This window comes from Polaribacter vadi (assembly GCF_001761365.1).
In the GTDB taxonomy this organism is placed as follows: Bacteria; Bacteroidota; Bacteroidia; order Flavobacteriales; family Flavobacteriaceae; genus Polaribacter; species Polaribacter vadi.
The window spans coordinates 1,553,735-1,576,388 of sequence record NZ_CP017477.1 but is presented as its reverse complement, the minus strand read 5'-3'; the positions used below and the strand labels follow the sequence as shown (position 1 = coordinate 1,576,388).

General features: G+C 30.7%; 14 protein-coding genes. 10 read left to right on the top strand and 4 right to left on the bottom strand.

Annotation, left to right across the window (positions count from 1 at the left end; translation table 11 throughout):
- Positions 1–2,373: a GumC family protein gene (locus LPB03_RS07010; protein ID WP_065318597.1), complete on the top strand. Its 2,373-nt coding sequence runs from the start codon at positions 1–3 to the stop codon at positions 2,371–2,373.
- A 2,063-nt stretch (positions 2,374–4,436) separates the two neighbouring features.
- Here the strand turns inward: LPB03_RS07010 and LPB03_RS07005 are convergent.
- Positions 4,437–5,177, bottom strand: a complete 741-nt coding sequence (locus tag LPB03_RS07005; protein ID WP_065318598.1) for a tyrosine-protein phosphatase — start codon at positions 5,175–5,177, stop codon at positions 4,437–4,439.
- A gap of 760 nt (positions 5,178–5,937) precedes the next feature.
- Between LPB03_RS07005 and LPB03_RS07000 the strand changes: the two genes are divergently transcribed.
- Positions 5,938–6,789, top strand: a complete 852-nt coding sequence (locus LPB03_RS07000; protein ID WP_065318599.1) for an N-acetylglucosamine kinase — start codon at positions 5,938–5,940, stop codon at positions 6,787–6,789.
- 62 nt (positions 6,790–6,851) lie between these two features.
- Here LPB03_RS07000 and LPB03_RS06995 read toward each other — a convergent pair whose 3' ends face one another.
- Positions 6,852–8,120, bottom strand: a complete 1,269-nt coding sequence (locus tag LPB03_RS06995; protein ID WP_065318778.1) for a UDP-N-acetylmuramoyl-tripeptide--D-alanyl-D-alanine ligase — start codon at positions 8,118–8,120, stop codon at positions 6,852–6,854.
- Between the two features lie 64 nt (positions 8,121–8,184).
- Positions 8,185–9,864: a gliding motility lipoprotein GldJ gene (gldJ, locus tag LPB03_RS06990; RefSeq protein ID WP_065318600.1), complete on the bottom strand. Its 1,680-nt coding sequence runs from the start codon at positions 9,862–9,864 to the stop codon at positions 8,185–8,187.
- A gap of 200 nt (positions 9,865–10,064) precedes the next feature.
- On the opposite strand from gldJ, the gene porU reads away from it, so the two are divergent.
- From porU to LPB03_RS06965, 5 genes are all read left to right on the top strand, one after another.
- Positions 10,065–13,463 (top strand): type IX secretion system sortase PorU, encoded by a 3,399-nt coding sequence (porU, locus tag LPB03_RS06985; protein WP_065318601.1) that lies wholly within the window; start codon positions 10,065–10,067, stop codon positions 13,461–13,463.
- A gap of 39 nt (positions 13,464–13,502) precedes the next feature.
- Complete coding sequence (gene porV / locus LPB03_RS06980) at positions 13,503–14,615, top strand: type IX secretion system outer membrane channel protein PorV (protein ID WP_065318602.1); 1,113 nt, start codon at positions 13,503–13,505, stop codon at positions 14,613–14,615.
- 78 nt (positions 14,616–14,693) lie between these two features.
- On the top strand, positions 14,694–15,176 hold the full coding sequence (gene cdd, locus LPB03_RS06975; protein WP_065318603.1) for a cytidine deaminase: 483 nt from the start codon (positions 14,694–14,696) through the stop codon (positions 15,174–15,176).
- A 165-nt stretch (positions 15,177–15,341) separates the two neighbouring features.
- Complete coding sequence (locus tag LPB03_RS06970; RefSeq protein WP_065318604.1) at positions 15,342–15,590, top strand: hypothetical protein; 249 nt, start codon at positions 15,342–15,344, stop codon at positions 15,588–15,590.
- Entirely contained in the window at positions 15,580–15,777 is a 198-nt protein-coding gene (locus tag LPB03_RS06965) for a hypothetical protein (RefSeq protein ID WP_065318605.1), read from the top strand. The genes LPB03_RS06970 and LPB03_RS06965 overlap by 11 nt, the downstream gene beginning before the upstream one ends.
- 268 nt (positions 15,778–16,045) lie before the next feature.
- Here the strand turns inward: LPB03_RS06965 and LPB03_RS06960 are convergent, their stop codons facing one another.
- Positions 16,046–19,216: a S41 family peptidase gene (locus LPB03_RS06960; RefSeq protein ID WP_065318606.1), complete on the bottom strand. Its 3,171-nt coding sequence runs from the start codon at positions 19,214–19,216 to the stop codon at positions 16,046–16,048.
- Between the two features lie 194 nt (positions 19,217–19,410).
- On the opposite strand from LPB03_RS06960, the gene LPB03_RS06955 reads away from it, so the two are divergent.
- From LPB03_RS06955 to LPB03_RS06945, 3 genes are all read left to right on the top strand, one after another.
- The gene (locus LPB03_RS06955; protein WP_139058940.1) at positions 19,411–19,803 is read left to right on the top strand and encodes a group III truncated hemoglobin; all 393 of its coding nucleotides are present in this window, start codon (positions 19,411–19,413) and stop codon (positions 19,801–19,803) included.
- 97 nt (positions 19,804–19,900) lie between these two features.
- On the top strand, positions 19,901–20,965 hold the full coding sequence (locus tag LPB03_RS06950) for a 3-oxoacyl-ACP synthase III family protein (RefSeq protein WP_065318608.1): 1,065 nt from the start codon (positions 19,901–19,903) through the stop codon (positions 20,963–20,965).
- Between the two features lie 179 nt (positions 20,966–21,144).
- Positions 21,145–22,653, top strand: coding sequence for an FMN-binding glutamate synthase family protein (locus LPB03_RS06945; RefSeq protein WP_065318609.1), 1,509 nt, complete (start codon positions 21,145–21,147; stop codon positions 22,651–22,653).
- The last annotated feature ends 1 nt before the right edge of the window (position 22,654 follow it).

Here is a 22,654-nt window from a genome sequence, read left to right as displayed (position 1 = left end):
ATGCAAGAATCAAAAGAAAATTTTTCCTCGAATCAAAACGATCATGGCGAATCTTTAAATATTAGAGAAGAGCTAGAAAAATATAGCATCCATTGGAAATGGTTTGTTTTAGGTGTTTTGTTAGCTTTAGTTTTGGCCTTTTTATATCTTAGATATACGACACCACAATTCACTGCTTCAACGTCCATTATGATTAAGGACAATAACAAATCTGGAATTTCTTCAGAACTCGCGGCTTTTGAGGATTTAGGAATTATTGGAGGGGGGTCTGCTAACAATCCAGACAATGAAATACAAATTTTAAAATCTCGTAAAATTATTGGCAATGTAGTGGATTCATTACATTTAGGAGTTTCTTATTTTACGGAAGGAAGAATAAAGAAAAGTGAAATTTATGAAAATAAACCATTTTTCTTAAAGTTTTTGAATAGAGATGTACGAACCTATGTAAAGGATACGTCCTTTATCATTTCTATGCTAAATGATGGTGAGATTCAATTGAAAGATATAGAAGGAAATAAAGGAGCTACAGTATCTTTTAATGAAGTAGTAAAAAGTAAAATTGGACATTTTCAAGTTGTCGGAACACAAGAGTTAGCTGGTGTTTTAGGAGAAGAAATTACAATTAATATTAAAAATAGAGACCAAGTAATTGATGCTTATAAAAACAGAATTAATATTAGTCCAGTTGATAAAAACTCAAGTGTTTTAAACCTTAGTCTACAAGATGCAATACCCAAAAAAGCCGAAAATATTTTAGATGAATTGGTGAAACAATACAATTTGGATGCAATTAAGGACAAAAGTATTGTATCGGAAAAGACCAAAGAATTTATTGAAGACCGTTTGAAAAGTGTTGGTTTGGATTTGGCGAATATTCAAGATGATGTAAAGGATTATAAAACGAAATTTGGTATTACTGGTTTGTCAACAGAAGGAGAATTGGCGCTGGAATCAGTTTCTAATAATAACCAACAAATAGCCGCAATTCAAAGTCAATTGACTCTGGCAGAGTGGATTCAAGAGAAATTAACCAAAGAATCTGAACAAAATGATGTATTACCTACCAATTTAGGGTTTACAGACGTGAGCATCACCAGCTCTATAGAAAGTTATAATGCTTTGGTCTTGGATAAAAATAAATTATTGGTAACTGCAGGAAAGAGAAACCCTCAATTAATTGAGGTTCAAAAAAGAATTGCCACCTTAAATGCTAACTTATTATCTAGTTTAGCCAATTTAAAAAAATCGTTAGAAATTCAATTGAGTCAATTAAACATTGAAGCTAAGAAAGCCTTGTCAAAAATTTCTACTATTCCGACAATAGAAAGAGAGATGATAGATATTGAACGTCAAAAAGAAATATATGCGGAATTGTATTCTTATTTATTAAAAAAGAAAGAAGAAACGGCAATTTCTTTAGCAGTTACTGTACCGAATGCTAAAATTATTGATTATGCTTATAGCAATGGAGTTCCAGTATCACCAAAGAAAAGAATTATTTATTTAGCTGCATTGTTATTAGGACTGTTAATTCCATTTATCATTATATATGTATTGAACTTATTAGATACAAAAATACATTCTAGAAAAGATATTGAAGAGCTGACCACCATTCCTTTTTTAGGAGATGTGCCGCACTCTGAAACTGACGAGAAAATTGTGATTAAGAATGATTCTAGAACCAGTACTGCAGAAGCTTTTCGATTAATTAGAACCAATTTAGATTTTATGTTGCCTAATCATGATAGCGATTTAGGGAAAACAATTTTTGTAACTTCTACAACCAGTGGAGAAGGGAAATCTTTTATTTCTATCAATTTAGCGGCAGCCTTATCGTTGTCTAATAAAAAAGTGTTATTAATGGGAGTTGATTTAAGAGCTCCGAAAGTAACTGAATATTTAGGGATTCCAGAACGTAAAGGAATTACCAATTATATTACCAACGAATCTTTAACTGCTGAGGATATAAAGTTTTCAATCCCTGAAATAAATGGGTTGGATATTATTTCATCTGGAGTCATTCCGCCAAATCCTGCTGAATTATTATTAGGTGATAGAATCAAACAGTTGTTTGAGCAAGTAAAAAAGGAGTATGATTTTATTATTGTAGATACAGCACCTGTAAATTTAGTAACCGATACTTTTTTAGTGTCTAAATATGCAGATATGACCATTTATGTGTCTAGAGCTAATTACTTAGACAAAAGAATGTTGCAAGTAGCGCAAAACCTATATAATGAGAAGAAATTACAAAATATGGCTATTGTGCTAAATGATACTGATATGACAAGGGGTTATGGTTATGGGTACGGTTATGGTTATGGCTACACAGATGTGGTTAAAAAACCTTGGTATAAAAAGATATTTTAAGGATACTTACTTTTGAAATATAGCGAAGTCTATGATTCAAAATTAATCCCGCTGAAAAGCGGGATCTTTTTTTGATACCAAATTAATAGTTAAATTTTAAAAGGTTCAAATAAACAAGTCTGAAAAAATTATAAACACTTTTTCAGATTTTTTTATTTAGGTCATTGTGAAGAAGTAGGATTTAGTAATCCGTATTTTATTTTTATTCGTCATTGCGAGGAGGTACGACGTGGCAATCTGTAGGTTTATTTTTCGAGTTTTGATTAAGAGAATACTTGGATTTTCCATCCTTATAAAGGCGTATAGCTGTTTTTATTTCTCTTTACTTTTTTCCATTGATGAAAAAAGTAACAAAAAAATCTAGACTTACTTTTATTTTTCTTAAATTCTAATTTCCATTCCACTATCGCGTCCAGACCGCAAGCTCTTTGGACGCTTGCCGTTTCATGAAAATTGAATTTCTACGAAAAATAAAATAGGTCGGTTTTAGATTATAACTAAATATGTTCTTAACTATAAAAAACAGCATTATGAATATAAAAGAGGTTTTGGTTCCAACAGAGACTAAATTTCTTTGCGAAAGATGTATGCTGAAGTTGATTCAGTAAGTACTTTTAAGCAATCTTATAATGGAGCATCTCTACTAAATTTAGAATACCTAACGATAAGATTGCTTCGTAAAAACTCGCAATGACGAGTATTAAAGCTGCTTCTTTATGAAGAACAAAGGAAACCAGACGTCATTGCGAGGAGGCACGACGTGGCAATCTTTTAGAGCAAAAGCCTAGTACTGTTCTTACATCAACATACTATAGGTATTTTTTTCTATTTCTCATCTTTTCTTTTCCATTGATGAATACTAAATCAAGTTCAGCACAGGCCTCAACAAAAATCTAGATTTACTTTAAATTTTGAAATAAAAATAGTCTCAACAATGTCAGTTCGAGTGATTTTTGATAAAAAATAGTATCGAGAACTAATTTATAAGCTAAAATTCTTATGCTAGATTTTAAAAAAAAAAAATTGAATTTGTGAAAAAGGTAGGATTTAAACAATCTTATGATGGAGTATCCCTACTAAATTTAGAATACCCAACGATAAGATTGCTTCGCAAAAACTCGCAATGACGAGTTTTAAAGCTGCTTCTTTATAAAGCAACAAAGGTCGTCAGATGTCATTGCGAGGAGGAACGACATGGCAATCTTTTAGTATAAAAGCCTAATAATGTTTTTACATCAACATACTATAGGTATTTTTTTTTATTTCTCATCTTTTCTTTTCCATTGATGAATACTGAATCTAGTTCGGCACAGGCCTCAACAAAAATCTAGATTTACTTTAAATTTTGAAATAAAAATAGTATCAACAATGTCAGTTCGAGTGATTTTTGATAAAAAATAGTATCGAGAACTAGTTTATAAGCTAAAAGTCTTATGTTTGATTTAAAAAATTTTATTTGAATTTGTGAAAAAGGTAGGATTTAAACAATCTTATGATGGAGTATCCCTACTAAATTTAGAATGCCCGACGATAAGATTGCTTCGTAAAAACTCGCAATGACGAGTATTAAAGCTGTTTCTTTAAGAAGAACAAAGGCAACCAGGCGTCATTGTGAAAGTTGCATGCTGAACTTGATTTAGTAGGTTCGATTGAAGTAATCTTTTGGTTTAGAAACCCTAACAATGAGATTGCTTCGTACCTCGCAATGACTTTGATTAAGTGAATGCACTGTATAAACTTCCTAAAACTGTCTGTTCGAGCGCGGTCGAGAACTATGGGTTTACTAACTATAGGTTTCGACTGCGCTCAACCTGACAAGCCTAAATTATTAATATTAATAAATAATTATTTAATTGCTATTATTTTATTTGAAATAAATCCAAATCCAGTTATTTTAACGTTTTTCAGTTTGAGCCTTTCGTCTCTGCTCAAGACAGGCTTTATCGAAGACTTTCTGAGGGGGTATAACCTTACTCTACCAAGTTTAATAAGAAGTTAACATCAATTATGTAGTATCATTCTATGAAAAAAAACTATCACACCTTGATGTTGCAATTATAGAATTATTGAATAAATTTTTTATTGTTATGAAGTAAATTTTCAATTTTGCTAAAATTTTTCTTTGTAGCAATAGTTTTTAATAGCTGTAAGTGATTTTGGTGATGCGTATCAGTGCCTACAAAATCATACATATTTTCTTTTAGAAGGTACTCACTTGTTTTTTGAACTTCTCGTCCATAATTATTGGTTAATGAGAGTAGATTTAATTGAAACAAGCAACCTGCTCTTTTTAGTTTTGTAAATTCTTTAAAATTTTTATGATAGCTATTATAACGTTCTGGATGTGCCAAAATAGGTTTGTATCCTTTTAATCCTAATTGAAATAGAATATCATACAGATTGTTTGGAGGACTGAAATAAGACATTTCTACAAGTACCAAATTATCTTTTAACGTGAGAATATTTCCTTCTTCTAAAATAATAGAAAATTGTTCGTCCATCATATATTCTGCAGCAGCTGTAATCGAGATGTCTGTTAGATTTCTTTTTTTGAGTTCGTTTTGAACTTCCTCTAATTTCCCTTTGATGATTTCTGGAGTATTAGGGTATAGATCTCCTAAAACATGAGGGGTTGTTATAAAGTTTTTAATTCCATAAGAAGCCATTTTCTCAATCAAAGCGATAGAATCATTCAAATCTTTTGCACCATCATCGATACCTGGTAGTAAATGCGAATGTATATCGATGAATCCTTCAGGAAAAAATTCATTTAATGGGATTTCTTTACTCTTAAAAAAAAACATTTTTTATTAATTTTAAACAAATTTACGATAATCATATTTATTAAATATATTCTAATTCCAGTAATTCTAACGAATGTCAGTCTGAGCTTGTCGAAGACTTTTTAGTCGATGAAATCTTCACTTCGACAAGCTCAGTGTGACCTTGTTAATTTTAACTGTTTTATCGTCAAAATATGAGTATATCAATGTGATTTTAATGTCTATGAGGTAAAATAAATAGGGAATCAAACTATCTATAAAATATATTCTAAACCCAATTATTCTAACGAATGTCAGTCTGAGCTTGTCGAAGACTTTTTAGTTAATTGAACTCTCACTTCGACAAGCTCAGTGTGACCTTGTTAATTGCAACTGTTTTATCGTCAAAATATGAGTATATCAATGTAAATTTCTAATATTTATAAGGTTTTATAAATAAGACATCAATCTTTCTATAAAATATATTCTAATTCCAATTATTCTAATGAATGTCAGTCTGAGCTTGTCGAAGACTTTTTAGTTAACTGAACTCTCACTTCGACAAGCTCAGTGTGACGTTGTTAATTTTAACTTTTTAATCTTTAATCTATAAATATTTTAGATATAAATAATAAGAATTACGTCTTGATTCTAGGTTCTCAAATCCGAGCAGTCTTTTGCCTTTTGTAGGGACTCAACTCTATAAATTAAATTTAATTACAAACGAAAACGATTGAAGTTTACATTATAGTTGTATACCCAATTTTCTTATAATATATTTACTATATAAAAAATAAACATTATGATTTTAATTGCAGATGGTGGCTCTACAAAAGCAGATTGGATTGCTATAAATAGTGATAAAAAAGAAGAATTTAGAGTTAGAACTTTAGGGTTAAACCCTGCTGTGGTTGCTGAAGATGAGCTTGAGAATCGAATTATAAATATGTTTGAGTTAATTAAGATCAAAGATGATGTTACTGAAATTTATTTTTATGGAGCAGGTTGTGGAACTCCAAAACCTACAAAAATTCTTGAAGATGTTTTACAAAAAATATTTATAAACGCTAAAATTAATGTTGCTGAAGATATGTTAGCAGCTGTATATGCAGCCACTGGAAAAGAACCTGGTTTGGTTTGTATTTTAGGTACTGGATCTAATAGCTGTTATTTTGATGGTGAACATGTACACATGAAAACAGCTTCTTTAGGATATATCTTAATGGATGAAGCGAGTGGTAATTATTTTGGTAAAGTATTGTTGAGAGATTATTTTTATAATAAAATGCCCAAAGCAATAGCTGAAAAATTTAATGAAGAGTTTAATTTAGAAGCAGATTATATCAAAAAGAACTTATACAGAACTCCAAATCCTAATATGTATTTAGCTTCATTTGCTAAGTTCATGTTCGATTTTAAAGAGGAGAAATATATAAAAAGAATTATTAAAAAAGGATTCCAAGAATTTTTTAAATATAGAATTTTACCTTTCAATAAAACAGCAGAAACTCCATTGTATTTTATAGGTTCCATTGCCTATTATTTTAGAGAAAGTTTGGAGAAAATAGCTAAAAAGAATAATTTAAAAGTTACAGGGATCATTCAAAGACCTATTGATAATTTATTAGAATATCATCTCCAAAAGATGGAGTAATTTCGATTGTCGTTTTTCGTCTATCGTTTATCGGAAAACGAACAACGACTAACGAACAACGTCTAACGAACAACGTCTAACGATTCTAAAATTCTTTCTAAACGCATTCCTCTAGAGCCTTTAATCAATATGTATTGGTTTTCTAGAGGATTTTTTTTGATATAACTTTCAAAATCGTCGAATGTTTTAAATTGTTGAGAGTCTGTTTTTGTTTGATAAAAATGTTCGCCAACAAAATATTGATTTTGAAAACCCAAAGAGTTGGCAAGATTCACAATTTCTTGATGCTCCTGCTGACTGTCTTTACCAAGTTCAAACATATCTCCCAAAATGATTACTTTTTTGTTATGAATCAATGATGCAAAGTTTTCTAAAGCAACTTTCATGCTAGAAGGATTTGCATTATAAGCATCTAAAAGGATTTTATTCGTTTTGGTTTCAATGATTTGAGAGCGATTGTTTTTTGGAGTATAACTTTCAATAGCTTCTTTCATATCAGCTTTTGATACTTTAAAATATTCTCCAATGGTAATGGCTATTGCAATATTTGTGTAGTTATAATTCCCAATTAAATTACTTTGAATAGTTGTATTTTTATAGTCAATTTTTACAAACGGATTTACTTCTAAAAAGCGAATTTCATCACTACTAATAGCAATCGTGTTTAAATTTTTAGTTTTTTCAACCTGAATGGCATCAGTAGGATTTATGAAAACAGTTTTATGGTGCTTTTCTAGAAACGTGTACAATTCACTTTTTCCTTTGATAACGCCTTCAATTCCGCCAAAACCCTCTAAATGTGCTTTTCCAAAATTGGTGATGTAACCAAAATCGGGTTCGCAAATAGTACATAAAAATTCAATTTCTTTTTGATGATTTGCACCCATTTCAATAATGGCGATTTCATGTTCAGGCTTTATAGATAACAAAGTTAAGGGAACTCCAATATGGTTGTTTAGGTTCCCTTTTGTAGCTAAACAATTGTATTTTTTACTCAAAACAACATTAATAAGTTCTTTGGTGGTTGTTTTTCCATTACTACCAGTTAAACCGATCACAGGAATCGTCAATTGTTTTCTATGATAATTGGCTAACTTTTGTAATGTTTCCAAAACATCATCAACCAGAATCATATTTTCTTGTGTTTGATAATTTTTATCATCAACAATAGCAAAAGAAGCTCCTAAGGCTAAAGCTTTTTCAGCAAATTCGTTTCCATTAAAGTTCTCGCCTTTTAAGGCAAAAAACAAGGTATTTTCGCGAATGTTTCTTGTATCAGTATCTACTAAAAAGTGTTTTGTGTACAGTTGATAAAGTCCTGTGATATTCATTTCTTGTGTATAAAAAAACCTCATTATCATACAATAATGAGGTTGAATTTTAAAATATGTTTAATTATCTGCTTGGATTTCTAGCAGATTTTTTTCCTGTTCCCATTGGTCCTAATTTATCAGATACACATCTAAAACCAATATAATTGGTAGCCATATATTCTGGTAAATATCTTCTTTGAGCAGGATCTAACCAATATTCTCTATCAGACCAAGAACCTCCTTTATAAACGCGAGTATTATTACTGATAAGCGTTGTTCTTTTTGCTGCATCATTTACTAAAATTTCTTCTCCTGTTTCAGGATCGATTTCTTTAGTAGGTGCTTTTGGTGAATTATACATGCTTGGTACAACTTTATCTTCATCATCCTCAAAAAATCTAGAAGAGTTTGCATCTCCATCACCAATATCAGTATTATCAGCAACCATAAAGTTTCTTCTTAAAGTAGTATCATCTTTCGTAATAGGAATGTATTTGATAGTTCCTGGTAATTGTTTTGCAACAATATTTCCATTTGGCAACGTATCATAATCTACTTCTGCAGCTTGGTCATTGGCAGCAATTACAACATTTCCTTCTTCATCAATCATTTTTTTAGTGAAAATATTTCCTCTAAAATAATTAAAGTCATTTGCTTCACTATCAATAATAGGTCTATAAACATCTGCCACCCATTCAGCAACGTTTCCAGACATATCGTACAAACCAAATGCATTTGGAGGATATGATTTTATTTTATTTGGAATATCAGCTCCATCAGAACTCCAACCAGATAAACCACTATATTGTCCTGGTCCTTGTTTAAAGTTTGCTAACTGATCTCCTCTATTTCTTTTGCTTTTGTCTCTAGAATATTTACCATCCCAAGCATATTTTTTTCTACCTCTAATGTTGTTGTATTCTCTATTTTCGATATTTGCTTTGGCAGCAAATTCCCACTCAGCTTCTGTTGGTAATCTAAAACTTTGCACTAAAATACCATCTGATCTAGAAATTTTTCTAGCTCCTTGAAACTCATCTCTACCAGGTCTTGGTTCTCCTCTTTTTCTTACAGCTCTACCAACACCTCTTTTATATATAGTAGAATCTCCTTTAAAAACTTTATCACTATTGGCTAAAAACGCTTCTGTATCAAAAGGAATTTTAACAGAATCAATTTCAAAGATATTTTTAATATGTCCTTTGTCGATTAACGTTTTTAAGTTCACAACATTGGTTCTCCATTTACAGTATTCATTCGCTTGTAACCAACTAACGCCTACAACAGGATAATCTCCATAAGCTGGATGACGAAAATAGTTTTCAGATAAAATATCTGTGTTTCCTAAACTTTTTCTCCAAACCAAAGTATCTGGCAAAACCGAATTATAAATGTATCTATAATTTTCTTCTGATGGATTGTAAAGATCCTTTGTATATTCTGCATATAAAAGATATTCTGAGTTAGAAACTTCAGCTTCATCCATATAAAAAGAACGCACGTGAATTTTTTTAGGAGTTGTATTCCAATCGAACATAACATCATCTTGCACTTGCCCCATTGTAAAAGAACCTCCTTCAACACCAATCATTCCTGGAGGTGTTTTTTGGCCATCAAAAGAATTATTTCTAATGAAATTACCATTTTTTGGATCATTAAAATTTAAACCAGTTAATGTAGATTTGTTAGAATTAGATCTATTACAATTAGCGAATAACAAAGCTGTTAAGGCTAATAAACTTATTTTAAATATGTTTTTCATTTCCTAATTTAAAATTGATAGGTTTTTTATTATAGTGATGCAATTTACGATAAATATACTTTCTTACAAGTAAAATATAAAGTTTTAACGCATCAATTTTTGTGCATATTATTTAAAACGAAAGCTTTTTTAGTTTAGTATAATTTATCTTTGTTTCCATTAAAATATCTAAAAATTATTTGCGTTATTTGAATACATCTATGAGAAAATACGTTTTCCTTTTTTTATGTGGCTTTTTTATGCAAATTACGTTTGCGCAAGTAAGTAATTCTGTGCTTTCTTCTGGCAATTGGTTTCAGTTTTCTGTGGATACCACTGGTGTTTTTAAAATTGATAGAAATTTACTGCAACAAATTGGCGTTTCTACAAATGGGGTAAATCCGAAGAAAATTCATATTTACGGAAATGGTGGACAAATGCTACCTGATTTAAATAGCGATTTTAGGTATGATGATTTGCAGGAAAATGCAATTTTTATATCAGGAGAAAATGATGGTTCTTTTGATAGCAATGATTTTATTCTCTTTTATGCAAAAGGTCCTCATGACTGGGAAGTTAATACGAACAATGCTACAGCTACACACAGACAAAATATTTTTTCTGACAAAGCCTATTATTTTATAACTGTAAATGAAGTTGATGGAAAAAGAATTTCTCAAAAAGCACCAATAACAGCAAATGCAACAAGTCAAATAACTGTTTTTGATGATTATACTTTTTACGAAAAAGATGAAAAAAGCATTTTAGCAGTAGGCACACAATGGTTTTTTTACGAGGATTTTAACATCGAAAATACTCAAGAATTCAGCATTCCTTTTCCAAATGCAGTTCCAAATCAGAATATAAATGTAACTGTTAGAAGTGTTTTTAATTCTTCTACAGCTGCTTCTATGGCTGTAAAATTAAACAATCAAGATCTTTATAGTATTAATTATAATGGGCTGTCAGCTGCTTCTTTAACAAAAGCACAAGCGTTAGAAAGAAGTGCAAATGCTTTAAATTCATCAGAAAATATTAAAATTTCTATTACCTATAGCAATAGTGGAAATCCGTCTGCAAATGCATTTTTAGATTATATTGAGGTTGTTGGGAAAAAGCAATTAAGGTTTAGCGATTTTCAGTTTGGATTTAGAAGTTTCGAACAAGCAAATGCAAGTGGAGTTGTAGAGTATCAAATAGAAAACGGACAAACCGCTTTTCAAGTTTGGGATGTTACAGATTATATAAATCCGCAAGCAATTACAAACCAAAGTACCGCCAATAATTTTACATTTAAAGATGCTGGAGCACAATTTAAAGAATATAGTATTCTACATGAGAACGATTTTTACATTCCAGAAAGAGTTGAAAATGCGAATATAAAAAATCAGAATTTACATGCTGTAAAAGATGTGAATTATATGATTATTACCAACAATGAGCTTTCTGGACAAGCACAAAGATTGGCAACTTATCATGAAACAAATTCGAACTTAACAACAAAAGTTGTGTTGTTAGACGAGATTTATAATGAATTTTCTTCGGGTTCTAAGGATATTACAGGAATTAGAGATTTTATAAAACATGTATACAATACAAATTCATCCACAGAAACAAAACTACAATATGTGTGTTTTTTTGGAGATGGTTCTTACGATTACAAAGACAGGATTCAAGGGAATAACAATATAGTTCCTGTAAAATTATCGGAAATTAGTTTTAATTTGGCAAGTTCTTGGGTTACAGATGATTTTTTTGTAATGTTAGATGATAATGAAGGCACCATGTCTACTTCGCATACAATTGATGTAATTTCTAGCAGAATTCCTGTGTCCACAATTCCTGAAGCAACGATTGTTGTCGATAAAATTTTATCTTATTATGATAAAGAAGCCATTGGCGATTGGCGAAACACAGTTACGTTGTTAGCAGATGATATTGATGATATTAGTAGTGACAGAAATTTACAATCTGGTGTAGAAATTATTGCTGATGAAATTACAGAAATGAAACCTATTTTTAACATCAATAAAATTTATGCGGATGCTTTTGTACAGCAAAATTCTTCTGGAGGAGAACGTTATCCAGATGTAAATCGTGCTATTACAAATGCAATCGAAAAAGGAACTTTGGTTTTCGATTATTTTGGTCATGGAGGAGAAGATGGGTTTGCAGCCGAAAGAATTTTAGATGTGCCACAAATTCAAGCTTTAAATAATAAAAATACCTTACCCCTTTTTATAACCATTACTTGCGATTTTTCTAGATTCGATAATCCAAATAGAATTACTGCTGGAGAATTGTTTTTTAAGAGTAAAACTGGTGGTGCTGCAAGCATGATTACTACCACAAGAGAAGTTTTTATTTCTACTGGACAACGTTTTAATGAAGAATTGATAAGAATTTTATTAGCTTTTAATAACGAAGATTATACCATTGCAGAAGCCTTGATGAAAACAAAAAATGGCTTTTCGAGTTCGCAAAAATTCTTTATTTATTCTTTTGGAGATCCAGCAATGAAATTGGCGGTTCCAAAACCCAATGTGCGAATTACAAAAATGAATGATGTTTCTGTGACACAATCTTTAGATACGATTAAAGCCTTATCAAAAATTAAGTTTGAAGGGGTTATTACAGACGATTCAAACACTATATTAACGGATTTTAATGGTACTTTATCGACCACAATTTTCGATAAATCAATAGATAAAAACACGTTAGATAATGATGGTTTTGGGGTTGTAAATACTTTTGATGCGCAAGAAAGTAAATTGTTTAGAGGAAAATCTACAGTTACCAATGGTGCATTTAGTTTCGATTTTATCGTTCCAAAAGATGTAAAGATAGCTTTTGGAAAAGGGAAATTAAGTTTTTATGCAGAAAATGGCGAAATAGATAAAGCAGGTTCTAATTTTGAAGTAATTGTAGGCGGAATTAATGAAAACGCTCCAGAAGATACTGTGGGTCCAGAAATTCAATTGTTTATGAATGATGAATCTTTTATTGATGGAGGCAATACAAATACGTCACCCAATTTAATTGCATCGCTATCAGATATGAGTGGCATCAACACTTCTATTACAGCTGTAGATCATGATATTGTTGGTATTTTAGATGGAGATACAGCCAATCCCATAATATTAAACGACTTTTACCAAACCGATTTAGACGATTTTACAAACGGAAAAGTAACCTATACCTTAAGAGATTTAGAGGTTGGCCCACATACATTACAATTAAAAGCTTGGGACACTTACAATAACTCTTCAGAAACTACGTTAAATTTTGTGGTTGTAAGTGATGCAATTCTAAATTTAGAAAATGTTTTAAACTACCCAAATCCTTTTGTAAATTACACAGAGTTTTGGTTCAATCATAACAAACCAAACGAACCTTTGGAGGTGCAAGTTCAGATTTTTACAGTTTCTGGAAAGTTGGTCAAAACCATTAACAAAAATGTGCAAACAACAGGTAATTTATCAAGAAATATAACTTGGAATGGTTTAGATGATTTTGGTAATAAAATAGGAAAGGGAGTTTACGTCTATAAACTAAAGGTAAAATCGACTGTGAACAATTTAGTTTCAGAGAAATACGAAAAATTAGTAATACTTCAATAAAAAGTAGATATTTGTAACATTAACAAGAATAATCAAAGAATGAAAAAAATTGGATTTTGTATCGCACTTTGTGCTTTAGTTAGTTTAAAAATAAATGCGCAGAATAATGCCATTACAACTGCAGCACCATTTATGTTAATTGTACCAGATGCAAGAGCTGGAGGAATGGGAGATATGGGAGTTGCAACCTCTACAGATGCTTGGTCCTTATTCCATAACCCAGCCAAAATTGCTTTTAGTGATCGCCAAATAAAAACGGGAATTACCTATTCTCCTTGGTTACGTAATTTAACTGATGATATTTTTGTAGGAAGTGCTGCTTACATTAACAGATTTAGCGAAAATGCAGCTTGGGGAGCAGATTTCAAGTATTTTTCTTTAGGACAAATAGATTTAACAGACAATCAAGGAAATCCAAATGGAACTATAAATCCAAATGAATTTGTAGCAACAGGTTCTTATGCTTTAAAATTAAGTGAAACTTTTTCGATGGGAGTTTCTTTAAAATACTTGCGTTCTAACTTAGCATTTAATGGAACTTCAGGGAATACATTGCAACCCATCAACTCTTTTGCTGTGGATGTTTCTGGATATTACCAATCGTTTGAAGAAAATTATGGTAATTTTAATGGACGTTATAGAATCGGTTTCAACATTGCCAACATTGGTCCTAAAGTTTCTTATACGCCAGGAGAAGAAGATTTTATACCAACTAATTTAAAATTTGGTGGTGGTTTCGATTTTATTTTAGATGATTATAATATTATTTCTACCAACGTTGAATTTACCAAATTATTAGTACCAACTCCACAGCCAGATCAATCTGATGAAGCAAAAGGTTGGATTCAAGGAATTTTCGGATCTTTTGGAGATGCTCCAGGAGGTTTTAGTGAAGAATTAAGTGAAATTACCTATGCTTTAGGTGCAGAATATTTATACAACCAAGCCTTTGCTTTAAGAGGTGGGTACTTTCATGAAAGTGTAGATAAAGGAAGTAGACAATATTTTACATTAGGTGCAGGCTTTAGAACCAATGCTTTAAATATAGATTTATCGTATTTAATAAATTCTTCTGATGTAAATAACCCATTAGAAAACTCACTTCGTTTTTCTTTATCTTTTGATTTAGGTGAAATTTACGATAATTACTAAAAGTGATATTTTTTTAGTAAATTTATAACCCTATATAAAGCAGTCCATAAAGGCTGCTTTTTTTGACGACTTTAATCTATGAGAAAAATTCAAATAGCAACATCAGTAACCGTTTTTAATAATCTTTCAGAATTATCTACAGAAGATAAAATGTTAATGGATAAAGCCATTGAAGCAAGAAAAAAAGCCTATGCTCCCTATTCTAAATTTAATGTGGGTGCAGCTTTATTATTAGAAAATAACGAAATTGTTACAGGAAATAATCAAGAAAACGCTGCATATCCTTCAGGAATGTGTGCAGAAAGAGTTGCCATTTGGAAAGCTGGTTCAGATTTCCCAAATGTAAAAATCTTAAAATTGGCTATTTCTGCGAGTTCATCAATTTCTAAAGTAGATAAACCTGTAGGGCCTTGTGGTGCTTGTAGGCAATCTTTATCAGAATATGAAATTAAACAGAAACAACATTTTCCAGTTATTTTTATGGGCGAAGTTGGCGAAATCATAAAAACTGAGTCTTTAGATGCTTTGTTGCCTTTTTCTTTTGATAGTAGTTATTTGTAAGACTATTACCATGAACCCAAAGAGGTTTTATACAAGGTTCTTAAGCGGATTATTTAAATATCAAAAAACGTTTAGATAAAACTTAGATGTGACTTTGGTGCTTTTTAGTGATTTAGAAATCAAAATACTATTTATTATATTTGTGTAGTACTCAAACTAACTATTATGGAATCTATAGCATTAAGAAATAAAATTATCAATCAATTTGAAGAATTCATTACAGACGATTCTAAATTAGTTGTGTTAGAGGGTGTTTTTGATGCTATAACAGGCAATGAAAGTGTTGATTCTTTAGTTTCAGAAGAACACTACAAAATTGTAGAAGAACGTTATCAAAAAAAAATAAAAGGAGAAACCAAAGGAAAAAGTTGGGATGAGGTAAAGCAGGATTTGAAACAAAAATATGGTTTCTAGACCTATTTTAATTATTGATCCTGAAGCTCAAATAGAGATAGATAAAGCTATTGAATGGTATGAATCAGCAAGAGAAGGATTAGGTTTTGAGTTTTATAATTATTTAGAGGGCTACTTTAAAACGCTTCAACAGAACGAAGCGTATTTTCAAATAAAAGAAAGCCAATTTTTAGAGAATTGCCATTAAAAAGATTTCCTTATGTAATTATCTATGAACAGACTTACGAAGAAATTTATATTTATTCAGTATTTAATACTCGCAAAGATCCAATAACAAAAAGAAAATAGTTAAAAAATATTTCTAAATTATTAAAACCAATTTTTTAGATTCCTTATTGTCTTTTTCTTTTGATAGTAGTTATTTGTAGGTAAACCATTTTCTAAGACATAAAAAAGTTGCTTATCATATTTAATATATGATAAGCAACTTTTTTGTAAAAGTATATTTCACATACTTATTTTAAATCTTGCAGTAAAACTTCTACCGCTTTTTTAAGTTGATCATCTTCTCCTCTTTCTTTCCAACCTGGTTTATTTTCTACTAAATAATCTGGAACTGCTGGTCCATGTTCCATATTCATGCCCGATTCTTTTACATACCAAGCTCTGTAAGGCATTCTAATAGAACCATCTTGTAATCTTTGAGAACCTGTAGAAATTACAGCACCAAAGGTTGGTTGCCCAACTAATTTTCCTAGTTTAAAACTTTTAAAAGCATGTGCAAAAATTTCGGCATTAGAATAACTGCTTTGGTTTGACAAAGCTACCAAAGGTTTTGTGTTTACAGATAAAAGAGCACGTTCATTAAAAGGATAATTACCTGTAAAATTTTTGTTGTCTTTTTGTAGATTATCAGTAGCACCTCTAGGAACTGTATATGCATGTTGTTGTACTGTTAAAACAGCCATTAAACGATCTGTAGTCCAACCACCACCATTATTTCTTACATCAATTACAATCCCTTTTTTACCATAACCAGAAGCTTTTAATTCTCTTTCAAAACGCTCAAAACTTGGTAAATTCATACCTTGAATATGAATGTAGCCTAATTGTCCATTAGAGAATTCATCCACTAATTTTTTACGAGAATTGATCCACTCTTCGTAACGTAAATTTCCAATAGTTCTTGTTGATGCTGTTCTTACAACAATTTCTCTTTGATCAGTTAAGGTTAGTAAAATTTCATTCCCATTAGTGTTTTTTAGTAAACTATAAAAATTGGTGTTTTTATCAATATTTTTTTCATTTACAGACTCAATTACATCATCAACCTTTAAAGAAACATTTGTTTTTGTTGCAGCTGAATTCGGAAGTACGTAATTAATTTTTACACCATTTTTAACATTGGTAACATCCAACCCTAATAACCCAATATTATCACTAGAGGTTTTTTCTGGAGAACTACCTCTATATCCCATATGACTTGCATTTAATTGCCCTAACATATTGTTAAACATAAATGTGTAATCTTGTTTTGTGTTGGCAGCTAAAACCCAAGGTCTGTAACGTTTTACAATTTTATCCCAGTCATAACCATGAAATTTTGGATCGTAAAAACCAGCAGTGATAGCTCTTACACCTTCTTCAAAAACTTGCTGATTTAATTTGCTAAAATTTGTTGTGTAAGTTGCTGAATGTGTAAAAGAAGCAACTTTGTCAGATTTTAAATTTAAAGATTTAAGTTTTCCTCTAGATGCATAATATAATACATCTTTGTGCAAACTTGCACTACCAACATAGCTAACATCTTTTACTTCTTTTGGAGCTCCTCCAGTAATATCAACTTTATATAAGCCGTTTTTATCAGTTGCTGGGTTTGTAGCAGAAATGTATATACTTTTGCTATCTGCACTAAACATTGCTCCATATTCATTGCCAGCCCAACTTGTTATTTGTGTTAATCTATCAAAAATTCTGTCTTCATCAATTTTTACAACTACTTCTTTTTGCTCTTTTTTATCTTTTGATGCTACTTCTTCTGTTTGATAATAAGCACCTTCTTTAAAATCTGCATTTGTTTTTTCCCAATCTGCTTTTTGTAGCCAAACCATCCAAGTATCATAATTGATACCACCTCTATCTCCAGCTCTGTTAGAAACGAAAGAAAGTTTTTTTCCATCTGGACTCCAAACTGGCGATCTATCTGATCTTGGGTGCATAGAAACATTCATTTTTGTTGATGAATTTTCTACTGATTGAATGTAAATTTCGCTATCAAAATCTAAATCTTGTTGAGAGTAAGCTATGTATTTACTATCAGGACTCCAAGAAACGCCATCTGCAGATGCCCAAGTATCTGAGTAGGTTTTTGGTTTTGAGAATGTACCATCTTTAATGTCTGCAATAACCAATTTTCCTCTACCAATTCTATAAGAAATTTTCTGTCTATTAGGTGATAATAAAGGTTCAAAAACATCAATTTCACTTTTCGTTAATTGTGTAGTTTTAGTTTTTAAAGTTCTGCTTAAATTTACTTTTTCATCAGCAGATACAACTTTATAAAATTCATTTTGTCCATTTCTATCTGATAAAAAACCAAGAGTATTGTCATCAATCCAAAAAGGATCATCATCTCTAAAAGGATGATTACTTACATTGTTGGTTTTTGTTTTGTCTTTGTCATTTTCTTTTACAAAAATTTCGCCATTAATACTTAAGGCAATTAACTTTCCATTTGGCGAAACATTTAAAGTACTAATATCTCCAGAAACTGTTTCAGTTTTCTCTAACTCAAATCGGTTATCGGTTGCTAAGTTTAAGCTCATTTTTTGACTAGCACCATTTTGTAATTTAAAAACTTCAATACCACTATTGTAAATTATAGTACCATTATTACTTACAGAAAAAGACAAAACACCATCAACCTTTAAATTAGTTAAAGCAGTTTCAGTGCCATTTTTTGTTCCTTTTTCTGTAATTGATGTTTTATAAATATTATATCGTCCACTTTCTGCACCTATATAATATAAGTTGTTATTTTCGTCCCAAAGTGGTGTGTGATCGTTTTTTTTACTAGTTGTAATCTGATGATATTCTTTCGTATTTAGGTTGTAAATCCAAACATCTCTTTGAGCAGGACCATTATAGTCTTCTCTAGATATTCTACAAGTTCCTTTAACAAAAGCCACAAAATTTCCATTTGGAGATAGTGTTGCTTGGCTTCCTAAAGCTGTCATAAAACGATTTGGAGTTTCGCCATTTTCGTTTATTTTATATATTGATGTTTCTCTTTCTGTACCTTTAAAAATTCGATTACTTGAAAAAATAATATCGCCATTTTCACCCCAAAAACTTGGACTGTCAGTTGTTGGGTAATAGGTTAGTTGCGTTGGAACTCCGCCTTTTAAATTGGTTTTAAAAATATTGGTATATCCTCTTCTATTTGAATTAAAAACAAGTTGATTGCTTTTACGATTCCAAATAGGATTACTTTCATAAGCTTGATGAATTGTTAATCTTTTAGGTTGATTTGTAGCCAAATCTAAAACCCAGATATCGCCATCAAACCCAAAAGCCATTTTTGTGGCATCAGGACTAATAGCAGGTGTCCTGATTAAAGTTTCTTGTGCAATTGCAATGAGCGTATTACAAAGAATTACAAATGATAATAAAGTTTTTTTAGTCATTTTAGTGAAGTTTTAGAGGTCTAATTTAATCTTTAATAAACTATTTTGAGAATCAATATATTTCTTTAAGAAAATTTTAAGAGTTTAAAAATAAAATTAATTTTATTTCACTTTTAATTTTATCACAAATAGTATCCATAAAACTTATAAAAGTGAATCTTTACAATCCAAAAATCAATTTTAATTTATAGAAAATGATGAAACCAGATATATCTTCAAGAAAAGACATTAAACAAATAATGACAAAATTTTATGATTTTTTATTGGCTGATAAAACAATGATGCCTTTTTTCGAAGAAATTGTCCAAGAAAACCAGTTAGAACATCATTTGGAAATTATCACTGATTTTTGGAATGATATTTTGTTTGATACCAATGATTATCAACAAAATGTAATGCAAAAGCATCTTCAAAAAAATGCTTTTATCCATTTCAAAAAAGAACATTTTACTAGTTGGGTATCGTATTTTTTTAAGACAATTGATGCTTCTTTTACAGGTGAAAATTCAGAAAAAATGAAGGCTAGAGCCCAATCTATTGCTACAGTTATGCAATTAAAAATGAATTTATTTCAAGATAAAAAGTAATTTTTATGTTACTGAATTTCGGTTTTAAGCTTCGGGTTCAAATACTACTAAGGCTAATAGTAGTACTTTTATAGAATTCTATAATTAAAATAAAAAAATGATTTCATCAAAAATAACTGGAACAGGAACTTTTATACCTTCTTTAAAGAAGGAAAATAAAGATTTTTTGAACACAGCATTTTTAAATGCAGATGGTTCTGCAATTCCCTCAAAAAATAGTGAAATTGTAGAGAAATTTAAAGCTATTACTGGTATTGAAGAAAGGCGTTATGCAAGGGCTGAATATACAACCTCAGATTTAGCTTTTTTTGCTTCAGAAAAAGCCATCGAAGACGCAAACATCAACAAAGAAAGTATCGATTATATTATTTTTGCACATAATTTTGGCGATATAAAACATGGTACAATCCAAGGAGATATGATACCAAGTTTAGCAACTAGAGTAAAATTTAGATTAGGTATTGAAAACCCAAATTGTGTAGCCTATGATATTTTATTTGGTTGCCCAGGTTTTATTGAAGGTATTATTCAGGCGCAAGCTTTTATAAAAGCAGGCATTGCCAAAAAATGTTTGATAATTGGTGCAGAAACGTTATCGAGAGTTATAGACAAACACGATAGAGATTCCATGATTTATAGTGATGGAGCAGGAGCTTGTATCGTAGAAAAAACGGATGAGCAGGATTCAGGAATTATAAGTCACGCAACCCAAACCTTTGCAAAAGAGGAAGCTTATTTTTTACATTATGGGAGTTCTTTTAATAAAAATGAAGACAAAAGTATACGTTATATAAAAATGTTTGGTCGTAAAATTTACGAATTTGCGATTACAAATGTGCCAAATGCCATGAAAATGGCGTTGGATAAAAGTGGTTTTGAAATAGATGATATTAAAAAAATATTCATTCATCAAGCCAATGAAAAGATGGATGAAGCTATCGTTAAACGTTTTTATAGATTGTATAAAAAACCTGTTCCAGAAGGCGTTATGCCAATGAGTATTCACAAATTGGGTAATAGTTCTGTAGCAACTGTACCAACGTTGTTAGATTTGGTTTTGAAAGGTAAAATTAAAGATCAAAAAGTAGCTAAAGGCGATGTTGTTATGCTAGCTTCTGTTGGAGCAGGTATGAATATAAATGCAATTGTGTATCGTTTTTAAACTGAACTACTAAGTTACTTTACAACTATTATTTTGGATGTTACTTTTTGCTGAAAGTAATCAGTATAAAAGTCAGACTTTTCATTATAATCCTTTAAGGCAACTATCGAGTAACAATTTTCATTATCTAATAATAATAGATTATTTTTGTGCTTCTTTTAAAAAAAAAGCTCAAAATAATGAGAAATACTATACTTTCGATCTTTATTACTGCCACAATTTTAGCAGGTATTTTAGTGTATTTCTATCCACAAACTGGCAATATTGCACTTTTATCTATCATTGGTGTTTTAACAATTGTTGTTTTACGTGATAGTTTTCAAACCAAACATTCTTTACTAAGAAGTTTTCCTTTAATTGCAAGATTACGTTGGCTTTTTGAGGAGGAACGCGAAAAAATTCAACAATATTTTATTGAAGATAATTTAAGTGGAACACCTATCAACAGAGAAAAAAGAAGTATTGTTTATCAACGTGCAAAGTTAGAGAAAGATACAGTTCCTTTTGGTACACAACACAATGTGTATAAAAAAGGATATGAGTTTGTAAAACACTCTATGTTTCCAACAAATCATCATCTTATAAAAGGAGATCGCGTACTTTTTGGTTCTAGCAAATGCACTCAAAAATACAATGGTTCTCTTATTAATATTTCTGCAATGTCTTTTGGTTCTTTAAGTAAAAATGCAGTAATGGCATTAAATCAAGGAGCAAAAATGGGAAATTTTGCACACAATACTGGTGAGGGTGGTGTTTCTCCATATCATTTACAAGGAGGAGATGTTATTTTTCAAGTGGGTACAGGGTATTTTGGAGCAGGGAAATCTGTGAATGGAATCCGAGTTTTTGATGATGAAATTTTCAAGAAAAATGCGAGTCATTCAGATATTAAAATGATTGAAATTAAGTTTTCTCAAGGTGCAAAACCTGGTCATGGAGGAATTTTGCCAGCATTGAAAAACACACAAGAAATTGCAAATATTAGAGGAGTAGTAGTGGGTACACAAGTAGATTCGCCTCCTGGACATTCGGCTTTTTCTAATTATGATGAAATGATTGTTTTTATTCAGAAAGTGAGAGATTTATCTGGAGGAAAACCTGTAGGAATTAAACTTTGTGTTGGTAATAATGAGGAAATTGAAGAAATGATCAAAGCGTTTTCAGTTGCCAATAATTATCCAGATTTTATTTCTGTTGATGGTGGAGAAGGAGGAACTGGAGCTGCGCCTATGGAATTTACAAATTATATAGGAACACCTTTAACAGAAGGATTGGTTTTTATCAATAAATTATTGATTCAATATAACTTAAAAAACGAGATTAAAATTATTGCTTCAGGAAAAGCAATTGACGCTTTCGATATTGTAAAATTAATTGCTTTAGGAGCAGATGCTATTGGTATGGCTCGTAGTTTTATGTTGAGTTTAGGTTGTATACAAGCAAGAGAATGTAATTTAGATACGTGTCCTGTTGGTGTTGCTACCCAAGATGAGGAGTTGGTAAAAGCGCTGGTTGTTGAAAAGAAAAATGTTCGTGTTAAAAATTACCATGATAAAACCATAGCTTCTGTAAAAGAGATGGTTGCAGCAATGGGCATTGAATCTATTGGAGATTTAAAACCAAAACATATTTTTAGAAGAAAGAAAGATGATAAGATTGTAAGTTATCATGAAATTTACAAATATTAAA